17 protein-coding genes are annotated in these 18,705 nt (G+C 42.1%); 3 read left to right on the top strand and 14 right to left on the bottom strand.

Features of this window, described 5'->3' with window-relative positions; genetic code table 11:
- Nucleotides 1-32: 32 nt before the first annotated feature.
- Nucleotides 33-1,217 carry an NAD(P)/FAD-dependent oxidoreductase gene (locus tag AN390_RS00765; RefSeq protein ID WP_029774315.1) on the bottom strand — a complete coding sequence of 395 codons (1,185 nt, stop codon included), beginning with the start codon at nucleotides 1,215-1,217 and terminating at the stop codon, nucleotides 33-35.
- A gap of 328 nt (nucleotides 1,218-1,545) precedes the next feature.
- On the opposite strand from AN390_RS00765, the gene AN390_RS00760 reads away from it, so the two are divergent.
- Nucleotides 1,546-3,672, top strand: a complete 2,127-nt coding sequence (locus tag AN390_RS00760; RefSeq protein WP_055252700.1) for a S8 family peptidase — start codon at nucleotides 1,546-1,548, stop codon at nucleotides 3,670-3,672.
- 44 nt (nucleotides 3,673-3,716) lie between these two features.
- Here AN390_RS00760 and AN390_RS00755 read toward each other — a convergent pair whose 3' ends face one another.
- From AN390_RS00755 to rplU, 7 genes are all read right to left on the bottom strand, one after another.
- Nucleotides 3,717-4,190 (bottom strand): peroxiredoxin, encoded by a 474-nt coding sequence (locus tag AN390_RS00755; protein ID WP_055252698.1) that lies wholly within the window; start codon nucleotides 4,188-4,190, stop codon nucleotides 3,717-3,719.
- Between the two features lie 70 nt (nucleotides 4,191-4,260).
- A complete protein-coding gene (locus tag AN390_RS00750; RefSeq protein ID WP_055252696.1) occupies nucleotides 4,261-6,186 on the bottom strand; it encodes a methyl-accepting chemotaxis protein in 1,926 nt (641 codons plus the stop codon).
- Between the two features lie 324 nt (nucleotides 6,187-6,510).
- Nucleotides 6,511-6,888 (bottom strand): DUF3718 domain-containing protein, encoded by a 378-nt coding sequence (locus AN390_RS00745; RefSeq protein ID WP_004587925.1) that lies wholly within the window; start codon nucleotides 6,886-6,888, stop codon nucleotides 6,511-6,513.
- A gap of 78 nt (nucleotides 6,889-6,966) precedes the next feature.
- Nucleotides 6,967-7,458 (bottom strand): type 3 dihydrofolate reductase, encoded by a 492-nt coding sequence (gene folA, locus AN390_RS00740; protein ID WP_055252694.1) that lies wholly within the window; start codon nucleotides 7,456-7,458, stop codon nucleotides 6,967-6,969.
- 72 nt (nucleotides 7,459-7,530) lie between these two features.
- Entirely contained in the window at nucleotides 7,531-8,682 is a 1,152-nt protein-coding gene (gene cgtA, locus AN390_RS00735) for an Obg family GTPase CgtA (RefSeq protein ID WP_004587923.1), read from the bottom strand.
- A gap of 136 nt (nucleotides 8,683-8,818) precedes the next feature.
- Complete coding sequence (gene rpmA / locus AN390_RS00730; protein WP_004587922.1) at nucleotides 8,819-9,076, bottom strand: 50S ribosomal protein L27; 258 nt, start codon at nucleotides 9,074-9,076, stop codon at nucleotides 8,819-8,821.
- Nucleotides 9,077-9,092: 16 nt separating this feature from the next.
- Nucleotides 9,093-9,404 carry a 50S ribosomal protein L21 gene (gene rplU / locus AN390_RS00725; RefSeq protein WP_004587921.1) on the bottom strand — a complete coding sequence of 104 codons (312 nt, stop codon included), beginning with the start codon at nucleotides 9,402-9,404 and terminating at the stop codon, nucleotides 9,093-9,095.
- Between the two features lie 421 nt (nucleotides 9,405-9,825).
- Here rplU and ispB point away from each other — a divergent pair, with 421 nt between their 5' ends.
- Entirely contained in the window at nucleotides 9,826-10,797 is a 972-nt protein-coding gene (ispB, locus tag AN390_RS00720; protein ID WP_054982281.1) for an octaprenyl diphosphate synthase, read from the top strand.
- A gap of 94 nt (nucleotides 10,798-10,891) precedes the next feature.
- Here the strand turns inward: ispB and mdh are convergent, their stop codons facing one another.
- Nucleotides 10,892-11,824, bottom strand: a complete 933-nt coding sequence (gene mdh, locus AN390_RS00715; protein ID WP_055252692.1) for a malate dehydrogenase — start codon at nucleotides 11,822-11,824, stop codon at nucleotides 10,892-10,894.
- Between the two features lie 225 nt (nucleotides 11,825-12,049).
- On the opposite strand from mdh, the gene argR reads away from it, so the two are divergent.
- Complete coding sequence (gene argR / locus AN390_RS00710) at nucleotides 12,050-12,517, top strand: transcriptional regulator ArgR (protein WP_004587918.1); 468 nt, start codon at nucleotides 12,050-12,052, stop codon at nucleotides 12,515-12,517.
- Here the strand turns inward: argR and AN390_RS00705 are convergent.
- From AN390_RS00705 to AN390_RS00685, 5 genes are all read right to left on the bottom strand, one after another.
- On the bottom strand, nucleotides 12,514-13,413 hold the full coding sequence (locus AN390_RS00705; RefSeq protein ID WP_004587917.1) for a Dyp-type peroxidase: 900 nt from the start codon (nucleotides 13,411-13,413) through the stop codon (nucleotides 12,514-12,516). The two genes, argR and AN390_RS00705, sit on opposite strands and share 4 nt — an antisense overlap.
- 43 nt (nucleotides 13,414-13,456) lie before the next feature.
- Nucleotides 13,457-14,503: an ABC transporter ATP-binding protein gene (locus AN390_RS00700; RefSeq protein ID WP_055252690.1), complete on the bottom strand. Its 1,047-nt coding sequence runs from the start codon at nucleotides 14,501-14,503 to the stop codon at nucleotides 13,457-13,459.
- Entirely contained in the window at nucleotides 14,504-16,135 is a 1,632-nt protein-coding gene (locus tag AN390_RS00695) for an iron ABC transporter permease (protein ID WP_055252688.1), read from the bottom strand. It abuts the gene before it with no gap.
- Nucleotides 16,135-17,139, bottom strand: coding sequence for an extracellular solute-binding protein (locus AN390_RS00690; protein ID WP_055252686.1), 1,005 nt, complete (start codon nucleotides 17,137-17,139; stop codon nucleotides 16,135-16,137). Before AN390_RS00690 ends, AN390_RS00695 begins: the two co-directional genes overlap by 1 nt.
- A 775-nt stretch (nucleotides 17,140-17,914) precedes the next feature.
- Nucleotides 17,915-18,601, bottom strand: coding sequence for a tRNA-uridine aminocarboxypropyltransferase (locus AN390_RS00685; protein ID WP_055252683.1), 687 nt, complete (start codon nucleotides 18,599-18,601; stop codon nucleotides 17,915-17,917).
- Nucleotides 18,602-18,705: the final 104 nt, after the last annotated feature.

The following is an 18,705-nucleotide window of genomic DNA, read 5'->3' as shown; positions in this document are numbered from 1 at the left end:
TTTATCTCATCTATCACAATACGCTGAAATACTTATGCATATTGCCCACATGCAAACCCACAGCTCCACGCATACTGGAAGTTGTAGCCCCCAAGCCAGCCCGTTACATCGGTTACTTCGCCTATAAAATATAAGCCTTTGGCTTTTTTAGCTTCAAAGGTTTTAGAGCTCAGCTCATCGGTATCAACGCCGCCCAAAGTTACCTCGGCGGTACGATAGCCCTCTGTGCCATTAGGTTTTATTTGCCATGCGTGAATATAGCTTGCTAACTCATCTATTTGAGCATGGGTAAGCTGATTAATATTACAATCTGGAATAGCTTTGCTGTCGTGCAGTATGTCTATAAAGCGTTTGGGTAAAATAGTCGCAAGGCTGTTTTTTAATGATTTTTGGGCTTGTGTTTCTCGCCAATCAGCCAGTTGCTGTTTTAAATCGAGATCAGGGAGCAAGTTTATGCTTACTGCCTGCCCTGCTCGCCAAAATGAGCTTATTTGCAATATGGCAGGCCCCGATAAGCCTCGGTGAGTAAACAAAATATTCTCTTTAAATACAGTGCCGTCTTCGCTAGACACTTCGCACGGTATACTAATTCCTGAAAGCCCTTCAAAGCGTTCTTTATCGTGTTGATGCAAAGTAAATGGCACAAGCGCCGCCATGGTAGGTAGTACGTTTAAGCCAAACTGCTCTGCAATTTTATAGCCTATAGGAGTGGCGCCAAGCTTGGGCATTGTTAAACCGCCCGATGCGATAACTAGCGATTCACAAGTAAGTGTTTCTTGCTCAGTGGTAACACGGTAGCCAATATCGGTTTTAGCCACATTTAACACTTCGCTGCGCAATTTAATATTAACACCAGCCCACTCGCATTCGGTAAGTAGTATATCAACTATATCTTGCGCGCTGTTATCGCAAAACAATTGGCCTAAGGTTTTATGATGGTATGCCAAGCCGTGGCGATCCACCAGCTCAATAAAATCGTGTTGTGTATAGCGGCTTAAGCACGATTTAACAAAGTGAGGGTTACTGCATAAGTAGTTTTCTGGACTGGCATTTTCATTGGTAAAATTACAACGCCCACCACCACTTATTAAAATTTTTCGACCAGGCTTTTTGCCCATATCAAGCACTGTAACGCTACGCCCGCGATAACCTGCTTGTGCTGCACTCATTAATCCGGCTGCACCTGCGCCAATCACAATTACATCTACTTGATTCATTACTTCGCCCTACTCAAAAATTTGCCCGATTATAGCAAAGTTTGTTTAAACACTCTGAATAGAATTTATTATTAAATTTATAGCAACAAATGTAACCGAGACTAGTTATGGCTTTTCTAAACAGCTTAAAAATAACAATCCTTTATACTTATTTTTGTTTTATATGATAAATACTAAACAACGACAAAGGCACCGTACACCTAGGTTATAACTAAAAGAAATAGGTACATAAGCAATTATTATTTTAAAGAAATTAACAGATCATTTACCTTTGTTTCTGTTTCGTAATTTAATATTACGAACTAACTAATAACAACTAGGGATAATTATGACAACAAGTAAATCATTTAAGCGTTGCGCTATCGCGCTCACTATTAGTACGGTATTTGCAGCATCTGCAAGTGTTGCCCAAGATGTGTCTACCTCTATGGCAGAAACCACAGCCAAACTACAAAGCCAATCGGGTTTTGAAACTCAGTTTATTATTAAGTACAAAAATAGCGCGAACGATATGCTAAGCATTTCGTCTGCTGACGCAAGCCCTGCAAATATGAAAAAGCGTGCTCAACGCTTTGTAAAAAATTTCGCTTCTAAAAAAGGTAAAGTAAAAGCGAAGTACATCCGAGCAATGGCGCTTAATAACCACCACGTTATGCGCGCAGATAAAAAACTAAGCGCTGTAGAAGCACAAGAATTTATGCAAGAAATGGTTGATTCTGGCAATGTTGAATACATTGAAGTGGATCAAATGTTAAAACCATTTGCAACGCCTAATGACCCTCGTTACGGCGACCAATGGCACTACTATGAGCAAGCGGGCGGCCTAAACTTACCAACCGCATGGGATACTGCAACAGGCAGTGGCGTAGTGGTTGCGGTACTTGATACTGGCTACCGCCCTCATGTTGATTTAAATGCTAACATTTTACCGGGTTACGATATGATCTCTAACCTATCGGTAGCTAATGATGGCGGCGGTCGCGACAGTGACGCACGCGATCCGGGCGATGCTGTAGCCGCTGGCGAATGTGGAAATAACGGCGCACAAGGCTCAAGCTGGCACGGTACGCACGTAGCAGGTACGGTTGCGGCTGTTACTAATAACGGTGAAGGTGTTGCCGGTGTGGCTTATGGCGCTAAAGTTGTGCCTGTACGTGTACTTGGTAAGTGTGGTGGTTTAACGTCAGACATTGCTGATGGCATTATTTGGGCATCTGGCGGAAATGTATCGGGCATTCCTGCCAACTCAAACCCTGCTGATGTAATTAACATGAGCTTAGGTGGCAGCGGCTCGTGTAGCTCTACCACACAAAACGCAATTAACACAGCACGCAGCAACGGTGCAGTCGTGGTTATTGCTGCCGGTAATGATAACGATAACTCAGCAAACTATAATCCAGGTAACTGTAGTGGCGTTGTTAATGTTGCCTCTGTTGGTCGTAACGGCGGACGAGCATATTATTCAAACTACGGTAGCAATATTGATGTTGCAGCGCCGGGCGGCGCACAAAGCTTTGCAAACGACTCTGAAGGCGTTTTATCAACCTATAACTCAGGCTCGTCTACACCTTCAAGCGATAGCTATGCGTTCTCTCAAGGTACATCAATGGCGGCGCCTCATGTTGCCGGTGTTGCAGCCCTGATAAAGCAAGCTAAACCAAATGCTACCCCAGATGAAATAGAAAGCATTTTAAAATCGACCACCCGCTCATTCCCAGCAACGTGTACAAGTTGTGGTACAGGTATTGTTGATGCAGCAGCCGCTGTAGCCGCAGCAAGTGGCGGTACAACACCTCCTACCGGTGGCGATAGCGAACTGACAGATGGCGAAGCTAAAACAGGCTTAAGCGGCGCTGCAAGTTCACAAGCGTATTACACGATGACTGTGCCAAGTGGTGCAACGAATGTTACATTCACAATGAGTGGCGGTAGCGGCGATGCAGATTTATACGTACGCGCAGGCAGCCAACCAACTACCTCAAGCTACGATTGTCGTCCGTACAAAGGCGGTAATAGCGAGGAGTGTTCTATTGATAATCCAACAGCTGGTACATACCATGTAATGCTTCGTGGCTACTCGGCTTATTCTGGCGTTAGTTTAGTGGGTAATATTACAGGTGGTTCTACAGGTGGCGGTTCAACTACACCAGAAGCCGGTGGCGGCACGGTGAGCGATGTAACGGCTACAACAGGTAACTGGAAGCACTATACCTTAGATGTGCCAGCAGGAATGAGTACATTTACAGTCACCACCTCAGGTGGTACAGGTGATGCTGACTTATTTGTTAAGTTTGGCAGCCAACCTACCGCATCTAGCTACGATTGTCGTCCTTATAAAAACGGCAACGCAGAAACATGTACGTTTAGCAATCCGCAAGCGGGTACGTGGCATTTAAGCGTTAACGCTTACAGAACCTTTTCGGGTTTAACATTAAGTGGCCAATACCAGCCATAATTAAAAGGCCCTAAGTGCATGCACTTAGGGCTTTAATAATGCGATTATAGTTTTTCTAACACAGACTCAGCACGACTTACTGAAAACTCTTTGTCTTTTTCAACAAACAGTCCTGTTACTACATTATCGTCGACTATCATTGCATAGCGCGTAGAGCGTGTTCCACCGAAACTGCCGGTGTCTTTATCAAGCCCTAATGCTTTAGTAAAACTGCCATCGCCATCTGCTAACATGTCGATTTGTTGGGCATTTTGAGATTCTCCCCACGCTTTCATTACAAAAGCATCGTTAACCGATACACAGTAAATTGCCGCAATACCTTTTGCTTTAATTTTATCACTAAGGGTTATAAATTCAGGTAAATGCGCATTTGAACAGGTAGGCGTAAATGCACCCGGTACAGCAAAAAGCACAACCTTTTTACCATTAAAAAGCTCAGCGTTAGTGTGAGTTTGCATGCCTTCGTCTGTTAGCTGCGTTAATGTAACTGCGGGTAACGTTTGACCTTGTTCAATCATGATAAATCCTTAAAGCATTTGATTAATGAGCCTACAGTATAACGCTAATTACCTTTGTGTTAGCAGGTATTTACAAGCCAAGGTTTACTTTTATGGTTTGCATTTGCTGTTGTAACTGGCTATGAATATCGTCAACAAGTAAGCTTGATTCGCTTACTTGGCCTTTCATACTTTGCATTGACTGGCTAAAGTTATCTAGCAAATTACTTTGCTGTTTAGCCAGCTCCATGGCCTCAAAGGCCACTTTGTTGGCTTGCTGAGCGTTATCGGCCACGCCCTCTGAGTTTACTTTTAGCTCTTGCGCGTTTTGTGTTTGCGACTGCGCGCCATCTGCTAGGGCCGCGATTTGTGTAGATACTGTGCCCGACTTTTCGCTCAGTAGTGTGAGCTGCTCATTAATATCGCTCAATGAGCCTTGAGTTTGGCGGGCAAGCTGGCGTACTTCATCAGCTACAACAGCAAAGCCTCGGCCATGCTCGCCAGCACGTGCTGATTCAATTGCTGCATTTAACGCTAGTAGGTTTGTTTGATCGGCAATATTGCGGATCACTTCAATAATTTGCCCAACGCCTTCAACCCCCGCGAGCAGCTCTTGTAGGTTTTGCATACTTTGCTCAACCCGTGTTTGCGTATCTGAACTGGCACTTAGCATGCTTTGTGCAAAGCCTAAACTTTGCTCCATTGCACTAAAAGTGTGTTGGGCGTTATCAGCCACTTGGGCATTAATATTATTTACCTGCTCGCCAATTTGTTGAATATCAGCAAGCAAATGTTGGTTTTGCTCCACTTGCCCATGACTTGTAGACGCTTTTTGACTAATAGTTTGCAAATGCTCACTCATTTGCTGCATAAAATCATTTACCACTTTTAGCATTTGGGCACGCTCTTGTGCCTCTTTGCGCTGTCGCTCAATTAATAAATTAAAGTAACTGGCTATTTCGCCAACCTCTGTTTTTGGGTTCTTACTTTCAATGTTTTTAAGCTCGTTACTTTCAATTAAAAAGGCAAACCCGTCTCTGAGTTGCCTTAATGGGTTGAGCACTTGGTTACGCTGCACAATATAAACACCCGCGGCTAGCATCACCAAAGCGCCAATAGCAAAGCAAAATACCCAAAATACGTTTTCTTTAAGCGCCCCTTGTGCGTGTTTTAGTTGCTGCTCTGCATTAATAACGGTTTTAGAGAGCAAGCTAATTTGCTCACGTAATTCATTGGTGCCCGCTTCACGTTGCTGGGCTTGCGCTAATGTACTGGCTAAATCGCGGGGGTAGCGGTTAGGCCAGCTGGTAATTTCAGATTTTATTTCATCGGCCAAATCTTCAGCTTCTTCGTCAAAAAACAAAGCATCTTCGTCAACTTCGCTCATAACACCTAGATTAGGGAGTTGCTCTATTTTGGCTGCTAACGCATTTAAATTAGCAATACTTTGCTGCAAACTTTGTTCAGTATTGCTGTCGTAACTTACGATTAGTTGATAAGTAAATAAGGCAAGGTTGGTCACCTCGTTATAGTAATCAGCGCCAAGTGTGTAATAAGCTTGCGCATCGCTATTTTGATTAGGGGATTTTTTTGCATAACCAATCAGTGACGAGGCTGAGCCCGCCATTTGGCGAATTGCATTATCAAGTAACGCCGTTTCGTTGCCCGATAATTTACCCAGCGCTCTGTACTTACCTTTAATATCGGTATCTAACGTACTTAGCTGATCATTTAATTGCTCGGCAAGTACCGAGGGGAGTACTGCGAGTTGCTGTGTTTTTACTTGTTCAATTAGGGCTGATGATTGATTTAAGTATTGGCTATCACCTTGTTCTAGATAACTGCCTAAGTCACCGGCTAAATCCACTAAAATCGTGTTTTTTAATTTACTGTATGCGCTGTCTTGTTGCTCAAGCTTAAGTAAAGTTTGGCTTGCCCAAAATAGTGTGATGGCTAATAAAATACTTGCCAATGTTAACAGTATGGCTAACAGCCGAGTAAAAGATGATACGCGCATAAATAACAACCCCTATTGTTTAAGCGCGTAGACTATTAACTATTTATGACAATTTTATGTAACTCAGGGAAAACACGTATATTTGCCCCAAATATACGAGTAAAGGCTTAGCGAATACAGCGCCTTTATTAAACCAACCGACTTAATTTATATGCTATTAAAGATAAGAAACGCGGGTTAATTACAAGGTGAGAGTTTCATCACTTGGGTGTGCAAATTAAAATAGGCTTAATACAGCTATCACCATTACTAAAGCGCTGCGTATTAGCTAATGCTAGGCACAAAAAAACCGCGACCAGCGCGGTTTTTATTTTAGTGTGTTAATTAAAGGCCAGCACGGTCTTTAATTACAGCAATTAACGGTGAGCCACCGTGGCCATTGCCTTCAGCCCATGCTATATCAGCGCCATCAGACAGTGCGCTTTTTGATAAGTTTTTAACTATGTACTCGCCCGAGTCAACAGCGTTACTAACTACAGCATGGCGAAGTAAATTATTACCATTACATTGAATAGCATCGTAAATATTGCGAATTTTTACACGTGAGCTTTTTAGTTTACTACGTAAACGGTTTTTATCATCAGCTGCGATATATTCACAAATAGATACTGCTAATTGATCATTTGCTTTAGCAGGCACGGTATACATTAACGAACCAGCAGCAACGGCTGTAATAACAATTAGCTTTGACAATTTAAACATGAAACACCCTTTATGGTACTTTTTACCTATGTTGATTGTCTAATATTGTACCAACCTGCTGTAAGTTTCGCAATAATGTTAATCTTTTTTATATAAAGTTACGAATTTATAACTATATTGATTCTTTTCGTCGGGTTTATTTGCCTGTTCGTCGACGTTTTTCCACGTTGCTACCGCTTGGTAATCGGGAAACTGCGTATCCCCTTCAACCTCTAAATCTATAAAGGTTAAATATAAACGATCGGCACTTGGTAAAAACTGCTGATAAATATTACCACCGCCAATTATCATCACCTCTTCTTCGGCTTTAACCAGCTCTAGCGCAGCCTCTGGGGTGGTGACCGTCTCAATACCTTGAGCGCTATACTGGCTATTACGGGTAATAATTATGTTGCGACGCCCAGGTAAAGGACGACCTATCGATTCAAATGTTTTACGCCCCATAACGACAGGTTTGCCTGTTGTTACCTTTTTGAAATGCTGTAGATCGGCGGGTAAATGCCACGGCATTTTATTATCAAGACCAATTACACGGTTGTTTGCCATTGCGGCGATCATTGAAATTATCACATCAAATACCTAGTACTTTATTCTTAAAAAATAAAAAAGGAGCTTATGCTCCTTTTTAAAATATGTTTTTTATTAACGCTCGTAGACCACTTCTACATCGTAGTCGTCTTCATCCCAGTCGTCCCAATCATCATCATCGCCTTTGGTTGCTTTTTGATGGTAGGTATCCCACTTGAACTCAACTTCTTCGTCTTCAATCTCAACGAACTTCTCTTTAGGCATGCTATCAAGTAATGCCATAATATCGTGAATTAATGGCTGAGTATTAAGCTTATTGACTGCTGAAATACGGTAAACGTTTTCTTCTTCACCTAGCTCTTGCGCAATTTGCTCACACAAAGCTTGCGCTTCATCTTCTGGCAATAGGTCTATTTTATTAAACACTAACCAGCGTGGCTTTTCAGCAAGCTTAGGGCTGTATTGGTGTAACTCGTTAATAATGGCAAACGCATTATCAACAGGGTTTGAACCATCGACAGGCATAACATCAATCACGTGTAACAATACACGACAACGCTCTAAATGCTTCAAAAAGCGAATACCTAGGCCAGCACCGTCTGAGGCGCCTTCAATTAAGCCCGGAATATCGGCTATTACAAACGATTTGTTAGCCTCTGGGCGCACCACCCCTAAATTAGGAATTAGCGTGGTAAACGGGTAATCAGCTACTTTTGGCTTTGCTGCCGATACACTGCGAATAAACGTTGATTTACCTGCATTTGGCAACCCTAATAGGCCTACATCGGCAAGTAGCATAAGCTCTAATTTAAGGTTACGAACTTCACCTGGAGTACCTAACGTTTTTTGACGTGGAGCACGGTTAGTACTTGATTTAAAACGTGCATTCCCCAAGCCATGGAAACCACCTTTTGCAACCACAATTTTTTGACCATGCTGCGTTAAATCGCCTAACGCCTCTTGAGTGTCAACGTCGGTAATACGTGTACCCACAGGTACTTTTACTACCAAGTCTTCGCCCTTTTTACCTGTACAGTTACGGCTTTGACCATTAGTACCACGCTCGGCACGGTGAAAACGCTCAAACTGGTAATCAATTAGGGTATTTAAGTTTTCATCAGCTTGTAGATAAACACTACCACCGTCTCCACCGTCACCGCCGTCCGGGCCACCGTCTGGTACATATTTTTCTCGACGGAAAGACACGACACCGCTGCCGCCGTCACCAGCTTCTGCGCGAATTTCTACTTCATCTACAAACTTCATGATTACTCACTTTAGGGATTGGCTTTAATTTAACTATTATATACCCAAGCCAACGTAAATGCAGGCTTGGGTATATATTTGACGTTTCTGAAAACAAAAAACCCCGCAAAGGCGGGGTTTTTTACTACCTTACTGATTACTCAGCTACGATAGTTACGTATTTACGGTTTAAAGGACCTTTTTGTTCAAATTGAACTTTACCATCTGCTTTTGCGAAGATAGTGTGGTCTTTACCGATACCTACGTTTGCGCCAGCGTGGAAACGAGTACCACGTTGACGAACAATGATGCTACCCGCTAGAACTGATTCGCCACCAAAACGCTTAACACCTAGGCGTTTGCTTTCTGAATCGCGACCGTTACGAGTACTACCAGCTGCTTTTTTATGTGCCATTTCTAAGTACCTCTAATTAAGCGCTAATGCCAGTGATTTTAACTTCAGTGAACCATTGACGATGGCCCATTTGCTTACGAGAATGCTTACGGCGTCTAAATTTAACAACCTTAATCTTCTCACCGCGACCATGTGAAACAACCTCAGCTGTTACTTTACCACCGTTTACGAACGGTACACCGATCTCGATTTTCTCACCATCAGCAACTAAAAGTACTGAATCAAATTCAACTGCTGCACCAGTTTCAACGTCTAATTTTTCAAGACGAATCGTTTGACCTTCAGTCACACGATGCTGTTTACCACCACTTTGGAAAACCGCGTACATAATTAACTCCGTCTGTGCGCCCTCAAATCGACGCAACTAAAATATTCTTCGATAGGGCGCGAAGTTTACGCTAATGCATAAAAACTAGCAAGCCTATTTTGTAATTAAAATGAATAAAAAGTAGCTGCATTGAGAGCAATTCAATATTTCCCCCATTTTATATTAAATTGCCCTGTTGCCAAGCGCTTTTTAGTGCAAAGACAAAATAAATTTACGTGTCGTTATGCCTACTCCAGAACCCATTGACTGCGCAATAAATAGTCGCCATTTGAGTGTGAAATATACAATTAAATACCCTAATTAAGCGCTAATTAAGGTTTTTAACTCGGTTTTTTTAATGAATCGTCACAAAATATCGAGCTAGTGCTTTTTTTGTTGTACAATCGGCGCCGTTCACACATAAAAATTGGCTCGGAGATCAATGGATATAAAAGCTATCCAGGCGTTAATCGAAAGCGATATGAATGACGTCAATCAACTTATACACGCGCAAATGCGCTCAGATGTGGCGTTAGTCAATCAACTTGGTTTGTACATCGTTAACAGCGGCGGCAAACGCGTACGCCCGATGCTGGCAATATTGGCAGCAAGAGCTTTGGGTTACCAAGGTAAAGATCACATTACTTTGGCAACGATTGTTGAATTTATTCATACTGCAACACTATTACATGATGATGTTGTTGATGAATCTAACCTGCGCCGTGGTACACCGACTGCAAATGCCGAGTTTGGTAATGCTGCCAGCGTGCTGGTTGGGGATTTTATTTACACCCGCTCGTTTCAACTTATGGTGGGGCTGGGCAAAATGCAAATTATGCAAGTGCTTGCTGATGCCACCAACGTGATTGCTGAGGGCGAAGTATTGCAACTTATGAATTGCAACGACCCTAATACCACCGAAGCAAGTTACATGCAGGTTATTTACTCTAAAACGGCTAAATTATTTGAAGCCGCTACAGGGCTTGCAGCTATTATTACCGAGCAAGATAACAGTGTGTTAGATGCGCTTAATTTATATGGTATGCATTTAGGTACTGCTTTTCAGTTAGTTGATGACGTGCTTGATTACAACGCAGACGCTGACCAATTAGGTAAAAATATTGGTGATGATTTAGCAGAAGGTAAGCCAACCTTACCGCTAATATATGCGATGAAGCACGGCAGTGATCAGCAAAGAGCCCTTATTCGTGATGCCATTGAGCATTGCAATGGTATGGATAACCTTGAGGCTATTTTAACGGCACTTAAACAAACCAACGCACTTGAATTTACAATGCAAAAGGCGCAGCAAGAAGCAGACAAGGCCATTGCCTGTTTAGACTTTTTAGCAGAGTCGCAGTACAAGCAAGCGTTAATCAGCTTAGCGCGTATAGCTGTAGAGCGAGATCACTAACTTTGCAGCCTCCCTTAATTAGTATTTAAGGGCCATAATTTTCGAGCAATAAAAAAGCCTGCATAAGCAGGCTTTTTTGTGCATAACTTGGCTATTACGCCATGAAATCAACACCTTCTTTGATGTCTTTTTTCAGAGTTTCAAGCATGTCGTTTTTAGCTTTTCCTTCAAATGCGCTTAGCTCGCCGTAAGAAAGGATTTCTTCTACGCCGTTTGTGCCTAAACGTACTGGGTGAGCAAAGTACTCTGCATCGCCATTTTCAACAGCAACGTATGCGTAATCTACTACGTCTTCACCTTGTAGGCCTTTAACTAAAGACATACAAAAACGTGCTGCAGCAGCACCCATAGATAATGTAGCTGAACCACCGCCCGCTTTAGCATTTACTACTTCAGTACCTGCATTTTGGATACGTGGAGTAAGTGTAGCTACTTCTTCTTCAGTGAAGCTTACGCCTTCAACTTGAGAAAGTAGAGGTAGAATGGTTGTGCCAGAGTGACCACCAATTACTGGTACTTTAACGGTTGCTACGTCTACGCCTTTAAGCTCAGCAACAAATGCTTCTGAACGAATTACGTCAAGCGTAGTGATACCAAATACGCGCTTAGCGTCGTAAGTACCTGCTTTTTTGAATACTTCAGCAACAATTGGTACAGTGCCGTTTACTGGGTTAGTGATAACACCCACTAACGCTTTAGGACAGCTAGCTACAATGCCTTCTGCTAATGTTTTGATGATACCTGCGTTTACGTTAAATAAATCCGCACGATCCATACCTGGTTTACGTGGCATACCCGCTGGGATAAGTACGATATCACACCCTTCAAGCGCTTTATTTAAATCGTCTGCGCCAAAACCTGCTACTTTAACATCTGTAGGGATGTGAGATAGGTCAACCGCAACACCTGGTACAACTGGTGCAACATCGTAAAGTGATAATTCAGAACCAGCTGGTAAGCCTGTTTTTAATAATAAAGACAACGCTTGACCGATACCGCCTGCAGCACCTAATACAGCAACTTTCATTGGAATTCTCCGTAATTTGAGGTAGGAAATATTTGTGGCTCTTAAGATAATGAAATTAGCGACTAAAAACAAATTTATCCTGCTTATTTCAGGTATATTTTCGACCATAGTTGTAAACTTTGTTGGTTTATCGCAGCAAACTGGCAAGTTAACTAAACAACTGCTGCATAATTATTCATTTTTGTGTAGAATTTGCATTATAAATAACAAAAATGAATAAAGACTATGCAACCACAAGACAAACAAGAAGCGCTGGTAAAAGCGTTTAAAGCACTTTTAAAAGAAGAGAACTTTGGCTCGCAAGGCGAAATAGTCGAAGCATTAAAAGAGCAAGGCTTTGACAATATAAGCCAAAGTAAGGTGTCGCGCATGCTTAGCAAGTTTGGCGCTGTGCGTACCCGTAATGCTAAACAAGAAATGGTTTATTGCCTACCCGCAGAAATGGGCGTACCGACTGCTAAAAGCCCACTACGTCAGCTTGTTATTGATATTATGCATAACGAAATGATGATTATTATAACCACCAGCCCAGGCGCTGCGCAGCTAATTGCCCGCTTATTAGACTCACTAGGCAAAGCTGATGGTGTATTGGGCACAATTGCCGGAGATGACACTATTTTTATTGCGCCAGCAAAAATATCTGAAATAGACATTACACTAGAGCGCGTACGTATTTTATTTGATACGGTTTAAAGCTGTTTTAAAAAACTAACTGACGGCGCAAAAAACGCTGAGCCCATATCGGCTTGAGTAAAATCAAGCCAGTGGTCGTAACACTCCCCTTTTCCTATGCGGCTGTTAAGTACCTTTTCAAACGCACTTCCCGATGCAGAGCATGTAATACTTAGCATGCCTTGCTCGTAAACATCGCCATACGGCATGCTTTGGTTAAGCAGTATTGCTTGGCCGCTCTCATCTTTTAGCTCACTTCTAGTCGCGTGGCTAGTATCTACCTTAGGCTCAATTAAAGTGTTATCTAAACGCGTGCGCCCCATAATATGCTCTTGCTCGCTTAGTGATAAATGCTGCCATACACTCAGGTCATGCTTATAACGCTGTACATGAATATAGCTGCCTTGGTGTTCAAAGCTGTCGGGGTTATTAACCAGTGCCGTGATTCGTTTTTGGCGTCCATGTGGGGTGTCGCCTGCATAAATAAAGCCGTTAAAGTCTCGCCCATCTAAAAACCTAAAATTGCGAATTTGTTCAACTAGCTCTACATCGGGCGAAAACAACTTTAATATTTGCAATGCAAAAAGGTGATTAACATCTTCTCTGTCTGAGCGGATTTGTATGAATAAATCACATGGCTGTACGCGCATAACAAAATCACTGTGATTTATATTAGGAAAGCTTTGCAGCTCGCTTGGGATATATTCAGGTAGTATATGCGGCCAATATTGCGCGCCTATAGCCACCATGCACGAAAGCATGGCTTCGGAGAACTGATCACTAAACTCTTCTTCAATTGCGCTTACGCGCTTAAGCTTTGCACGCAATGACTCGTCTTGACCATCAAATACATTAAAAAATAAATGCAAACCGTGTAAGTTTGCTTCAGCACAAATCCCAGATTGCGCTTGCGCCATTGTTATTCCTTAGCTTTATAAAACACAGCGAATAACACATTTGTTATGATTCGAAAAAATTCACCGTGTGAGGTTTTATTTTTATTATAACCTGCTCATTTATTTCAAATGACTGGCCATATTGTGCGGCAACTTCAATCTCTTGCTCTGCAATTACAACAGTGAAAACATAAGCCGAGCCTATAAACCGACGGCTTAAAATGCTCACACCTTGAGGGTTATCGGCCTGCGTATTTTGCGCAAGCTCAATATGGTGTGGACGAATATACACCTGCCCTTTTATTGCACTGTGCGTATGCTCATGCTGCGATTGCACGACACCAAAAGGCGTTGCGTATTCAGTTGCCGTTAACACTTCTGCGACTAAGTATATGCCCTGACCCAGAAACTCTGCAACCTCCTTTGTCTTTGGCACGGCAAAAAGCTGCTCTGGTGTACCTTGTTGGGCTATTTTTCCTTGGTGCATAATGGCTAGCGTGTCTGAAAACGCAAAGGCTTCTTCTTTTGAGTGGCTAACAAATACCGCAGAAACCTGCTGCGCTTTAATAATGCGCCTAATATCAGCAATTAACTCAAAACGTACTTGTGTATCTATGTTCGAAAAAGGCTCATCAAGAAGCAATAAACTAGGCTTATAAGCCAAAGCCCGCGCAATAGCCACGCGTTGCTGCTGGCCGCCCGAGAGCTGATGAGGGTAGCGTTTTGCACACCCTGTTAAATGCACTAGCTCTAGCATTTCCTCTACCCGTTGCTGTTTTTGAACTTTGCTTATTTTACCCAGCCCAAACGCAATATTATCGGCCACACTGAGGTGCGGAAACAAGGCATAATCTTGAAACATCATCCCTATATTACGATGCTCTGGTGATACAAATGTATGCTTATCGCTTACACATTTGCCATCTATAAATACGCTACCTTCATTTATTTCAATAAGGCCAGCAATTGCTTTTAAGGTGGTTGTTTTACCGCAGCCGCTGGCCCCGAGCAAACACACAATTTCGTCTTGACCCACCGTTAAATCTAAATTGTGTAGCACGTGCGTGCCACTGTAGTGATAACCCACACCTTGTAAATTTAAACGGCTCATTTAACTGCGTTGCTCCATAGAACGATTAATAAAATACAAGGGGATCAACCCAACCAAAACAATAAATAAAGCGGAAATAGAAGCAAGCTCAAGCTGCTCATCGCTCACATATTGAAATACATGTGTGGCTAAACTTTCAAAGTCAAAAGGCCTTAATAGTAATGCGGCTGGCAGCTCTTTCATACACTCAATAAATACAAGCAATGCAGCTGTTAAAAGACCTCTACGTAATAAAGGAAGGTGCACTAAGCGCAGTGTTTGCCCTTGGCTTTTACCCATAGATTGGCTAGCCATATCCAGTGATGGACTAATACGTACAAAGCTCGATTCTATAGCACCGTGCGCAATGGCATAAAAGCGCACTAAGTAAGCCAGTATAATAGTGACAATGCTGCCGGTTAGTAATAAACCTATATCTAGGTTGTAGCCCTCAAGGACTGTATTTATTGAGTTTTCTAATGCGCTAAGCGGTAATAACACAGCAATAGCCAGAACCGTACCTGGCAGTGCATAGCCGGTGCTCGCTAAACGACCAGGTATTAAAGAATAGCCTTGCTTTGCCACACGCTGATAAAAAACGATTAGTGTAGCGAGTACTATGCTGATTACGCTTACAGTAATAGCTACTTTTAAACTTTGCCACGCGTAACTAAAAAATGCCGTGTTCCAGGCTTTATCAAAGTAAGTTATTGCATAATTTAGCAATACCAACATAGGTATAATAAAAGCAATGAGTAAAATAACACTGCAAAATGACGTAGCCAGCCATGCATGTTTACCTTTAAGTTTATACAACGACTCGCTATTAACACCTGATTGACGCTCAAACACGGCTTGGTTACGCCGACTAAAGCGCTCCGCCATTAAAGCTAAAAACAGCAGTAACAGCATAACGCCCGATATTTTCGCTGCAGCCGTGAGTGAGTAATAACCAAACCATGTATCGTACACTGCGGTGGTTAAAGTGCTCACTGCAAAGTAACTTACCGTTGCATAGTCGGCCATGGTTTCCATGCTTATGAGCGCAAGGGCTGCCACAATTGAGCCACGAGAAAGCACTATACTTACCTTAAAAAAGCTTTGCCAAGGCGATAAACCCATTAATTGACTAGCTTGCACTAACTTAAATGACTGCTCTCGCAATGCGGTTTTAAAAATTAAAAATAAATACGGATACAGCACAAGTGCAATCATTACAATAGCGCCGAGCAAAGTGCGAATATCAAAAAACCAATAATCCGTTGGCGAGTGCCAATCAAACCAGTCTCTTAGGGCTATTTGCACAGGGCCAGCGTAATCTAGCAAATCGGTATACACATAAGCTATTAAATAGGTAGGCATTGCAAGGGGCAGCATAAGCGCCCATTCAAATTGCTTTTTTCCGGGGAAGGAGCAATACGCACTGAGCCAGCCAAGCGGTAGCGCAATTGCACAGCTAAGCAGGCACACGCCAAAAATAAGCAGTACGGTGTTAGTAATATAATCCCACAGCACGGTATCCCACAGATGAGAAAATACCTTTGAGTCGCCTTGTAAAGATTCATATATCAGAAAAAACAGCGGGGCCGACAATAAAAGCCCTGTCGACCAAGCAAAGAGCTGCCATTTAGACAGCTTAAATATAAAATTCATTAAAGGTCGAACTTCACCTCATCTATTAGCTTAAGGGCTAACGGACGATATTTACTGATCTCATCAAGTGCTAGGCCGTCTTCTTTAAAGCTTCCCCAAGAGGCCACTAAACTTGATAGCTCAACGCCTTGCTTAACCGGGTACTCCATATTTACTGAGGCATACATATTTTGTGCTTGGGTTTCGCTCATAAACTCAATAAGCTTAAGGGCATTATCAGGATTTTTTGCATATTTAGTAATGACAGCACCCGAAACATTTATGTGTGAGCCGCGATTTTGCTGATTAGGAAAATTAATATAAACAGACTCAGCCCACGCTTTTTGCTCGTCGTCTTGAAGCATTTTGCCAAGGTAGTAACTATTACCTAAAGCAAGATTACACAAACCTTCTTTTACCGCTTTTACCTGCGCGCGATCGTTCCCTTGTGGCTTACGTGCTAAATTAGCTTTAACACCTTCTAACCATGTTTTAGTTTTTTCCTCACCGTGATGAGCAATCATCGAAGCAACTAAGCCAAGGTTATAAGGATGCTTGCCAGAGCGTGTACAAATTTGTCCTTTGTACTGTGGGTTAGCCAAATCTTCGTAGGTGAGTTCAGGTAATGCACCTAGGCGCTCTTTTGATGAATACACATTGCGAACCCGCTTAGTTAATGCCACCCACTGCCCGTCGCTATCTCTATACGACGCAGGAATATTGTTTTTAATGCGATCACTTTTAATACTTTGCGTTAAATTTAGATCTTCTAGCTGAATAAGTGCACTAAAATTAGATGTTAATACTAAATCGGCTTTACTGTGTTTTCCTTCACGCTTAACACGCTCTATTAACCCTTTTTTTGCAAAAACCACATTCGTTTTAATGCCTGTTTGCTTAGTGAAGTCGGTTAAAATAGGTTGAATTAAAAACGGTTGACGAAAAGAGTAAATATTAACAACATCGCTCGCAAACGCAGGCGAAGCGCTAATAATACAAGTAAGTATAGCCAGTGCAGTTCTCATATCAATTTACCTAAATAGTAATTATTTACAGGGGATTTTATCGTGATAAGTGAAAATATACACTCTTTACATAAATGTAAATAAGTAATTAATGACCAAAAAGGAAATACCGCGTAAGACATCTCTTACAGAGGTGACAGCTAATGAGTAAAAAAACCTATAACAACCCAGTAAAACCAAAATAAACCATTGTTTTTATTCGATTTATTATAAACGCTCATTTTTTATAAGTAAATCTATAGCCGTTTTAACCTATTTTAGTTGTACCAGCACGCTACAATTACTACATCAACCAAGCAGTGATGCTTATCGAGTAAAAGGAAATGGACTGCTTACTCGAACAACCAATGATTAGGTTACTACGGACAACACGGAAATTAGGACAGGCTCAGGATGAGTATCGCAATGGATTGTTGCACAAAGGAACGTATCAGGACGATACAGCAAGGATAACAACAGCGGATAGTTGTTTAACAGGATGTGATAGGAATTGAATGGACAGGCCCTTGAGGCAACACAATGGAATTGTAAATTAATGGACTGCACTAGGATGTGCCAAAAGGAATAGGTAATAGTTTTTACCACTACAGGATGTACAGGGATTTAAAGGAGATAGGCCCGGATAGCCTAAATTACATAGAACTAAAAAGTAATATCGTAATCACATGGATAAGTAAAAATTGGAGTTGATTAAGTTCAATTGCAGGATGCAAAATTAGAAGATTCCGCAAGCGCGCCTAGAGATAGAGCGCGCTTTTCTTTGCCTAAAATTAAGTTACTGTGGCCTGCCCTTATTTCGCTTACCAAGTAAGTACGCATCACGAAATTTTATAAAGTGCTGTTCAAGTTTTAAGGCGGCATCTTGCTCACCTGCGAGCGCTAACACCATAATGCCTACCTCAGCAGTGCCTAACTGGTATGCGTGAGGTGCAACGCGTAAACGGTAATCTGATAGTTTATCAGCGGTGATCGACAACACCGGTAGATTATCTAGGTACGGGCTTTTGCGGATCATTTTTTTAGCTTCGCGCCAGGTGCCATCTAAAAATATAAATAATGGCTTTTTGCCAGGTTCAATGTTTACTTCGTTGGTTGCCCTGCCCGGCTCTACATCTTCAGCTGGAAATATCACCATAGGTTGATAATCAGCGTTGTTTAATAAGGCTAATAGCTCAGCGCTTGGTTCTGTTCTGTCCCATCTAAATGCATAGTTGTCAGGGACTATTTCAGCAATTAAACGCCCTGTGTTTGACGGTTTAAAGCTTTCATTATGATACATTAATAAACACACGCCAGCATCGCACTGCGCTTGTTCTACACCCTCACATATACAGTAATGCTTAGCAATTAAACACTGCTCACAGCGATCCATTTTGCCGCCACGGGCATTAAATTCGCGGCGTGATTCGCTAATTTGCTGAGCACGTAAAACTAATACTGAGTTATGTTGGGGATTTTTCAAGAGGGCTATTACCTAAAATTTGTTCGGCGCGTATTGTAGCTAAAATAAAAGGGAATAGATATCAGCTATCAGCTATCAGCTATCAGCTATCAGCTATCAGCTAT

Origin of the sequence: Pseudoalteromonas sp. P1-11, from assembly GCF_001399995.1 — a bacterium.
Lineage (GTDB): Bacteria > Pseudomonadota > Gammaproteobacteria > Enterobacterales > Alteromonadaceae > Pseudoalteromonas > Pseudoalteromonas atlantica.
Note: the sequence above shows the minus strand (reverse complement) of the source record. Positions and strands in the feature narration are given on the sequence as shown.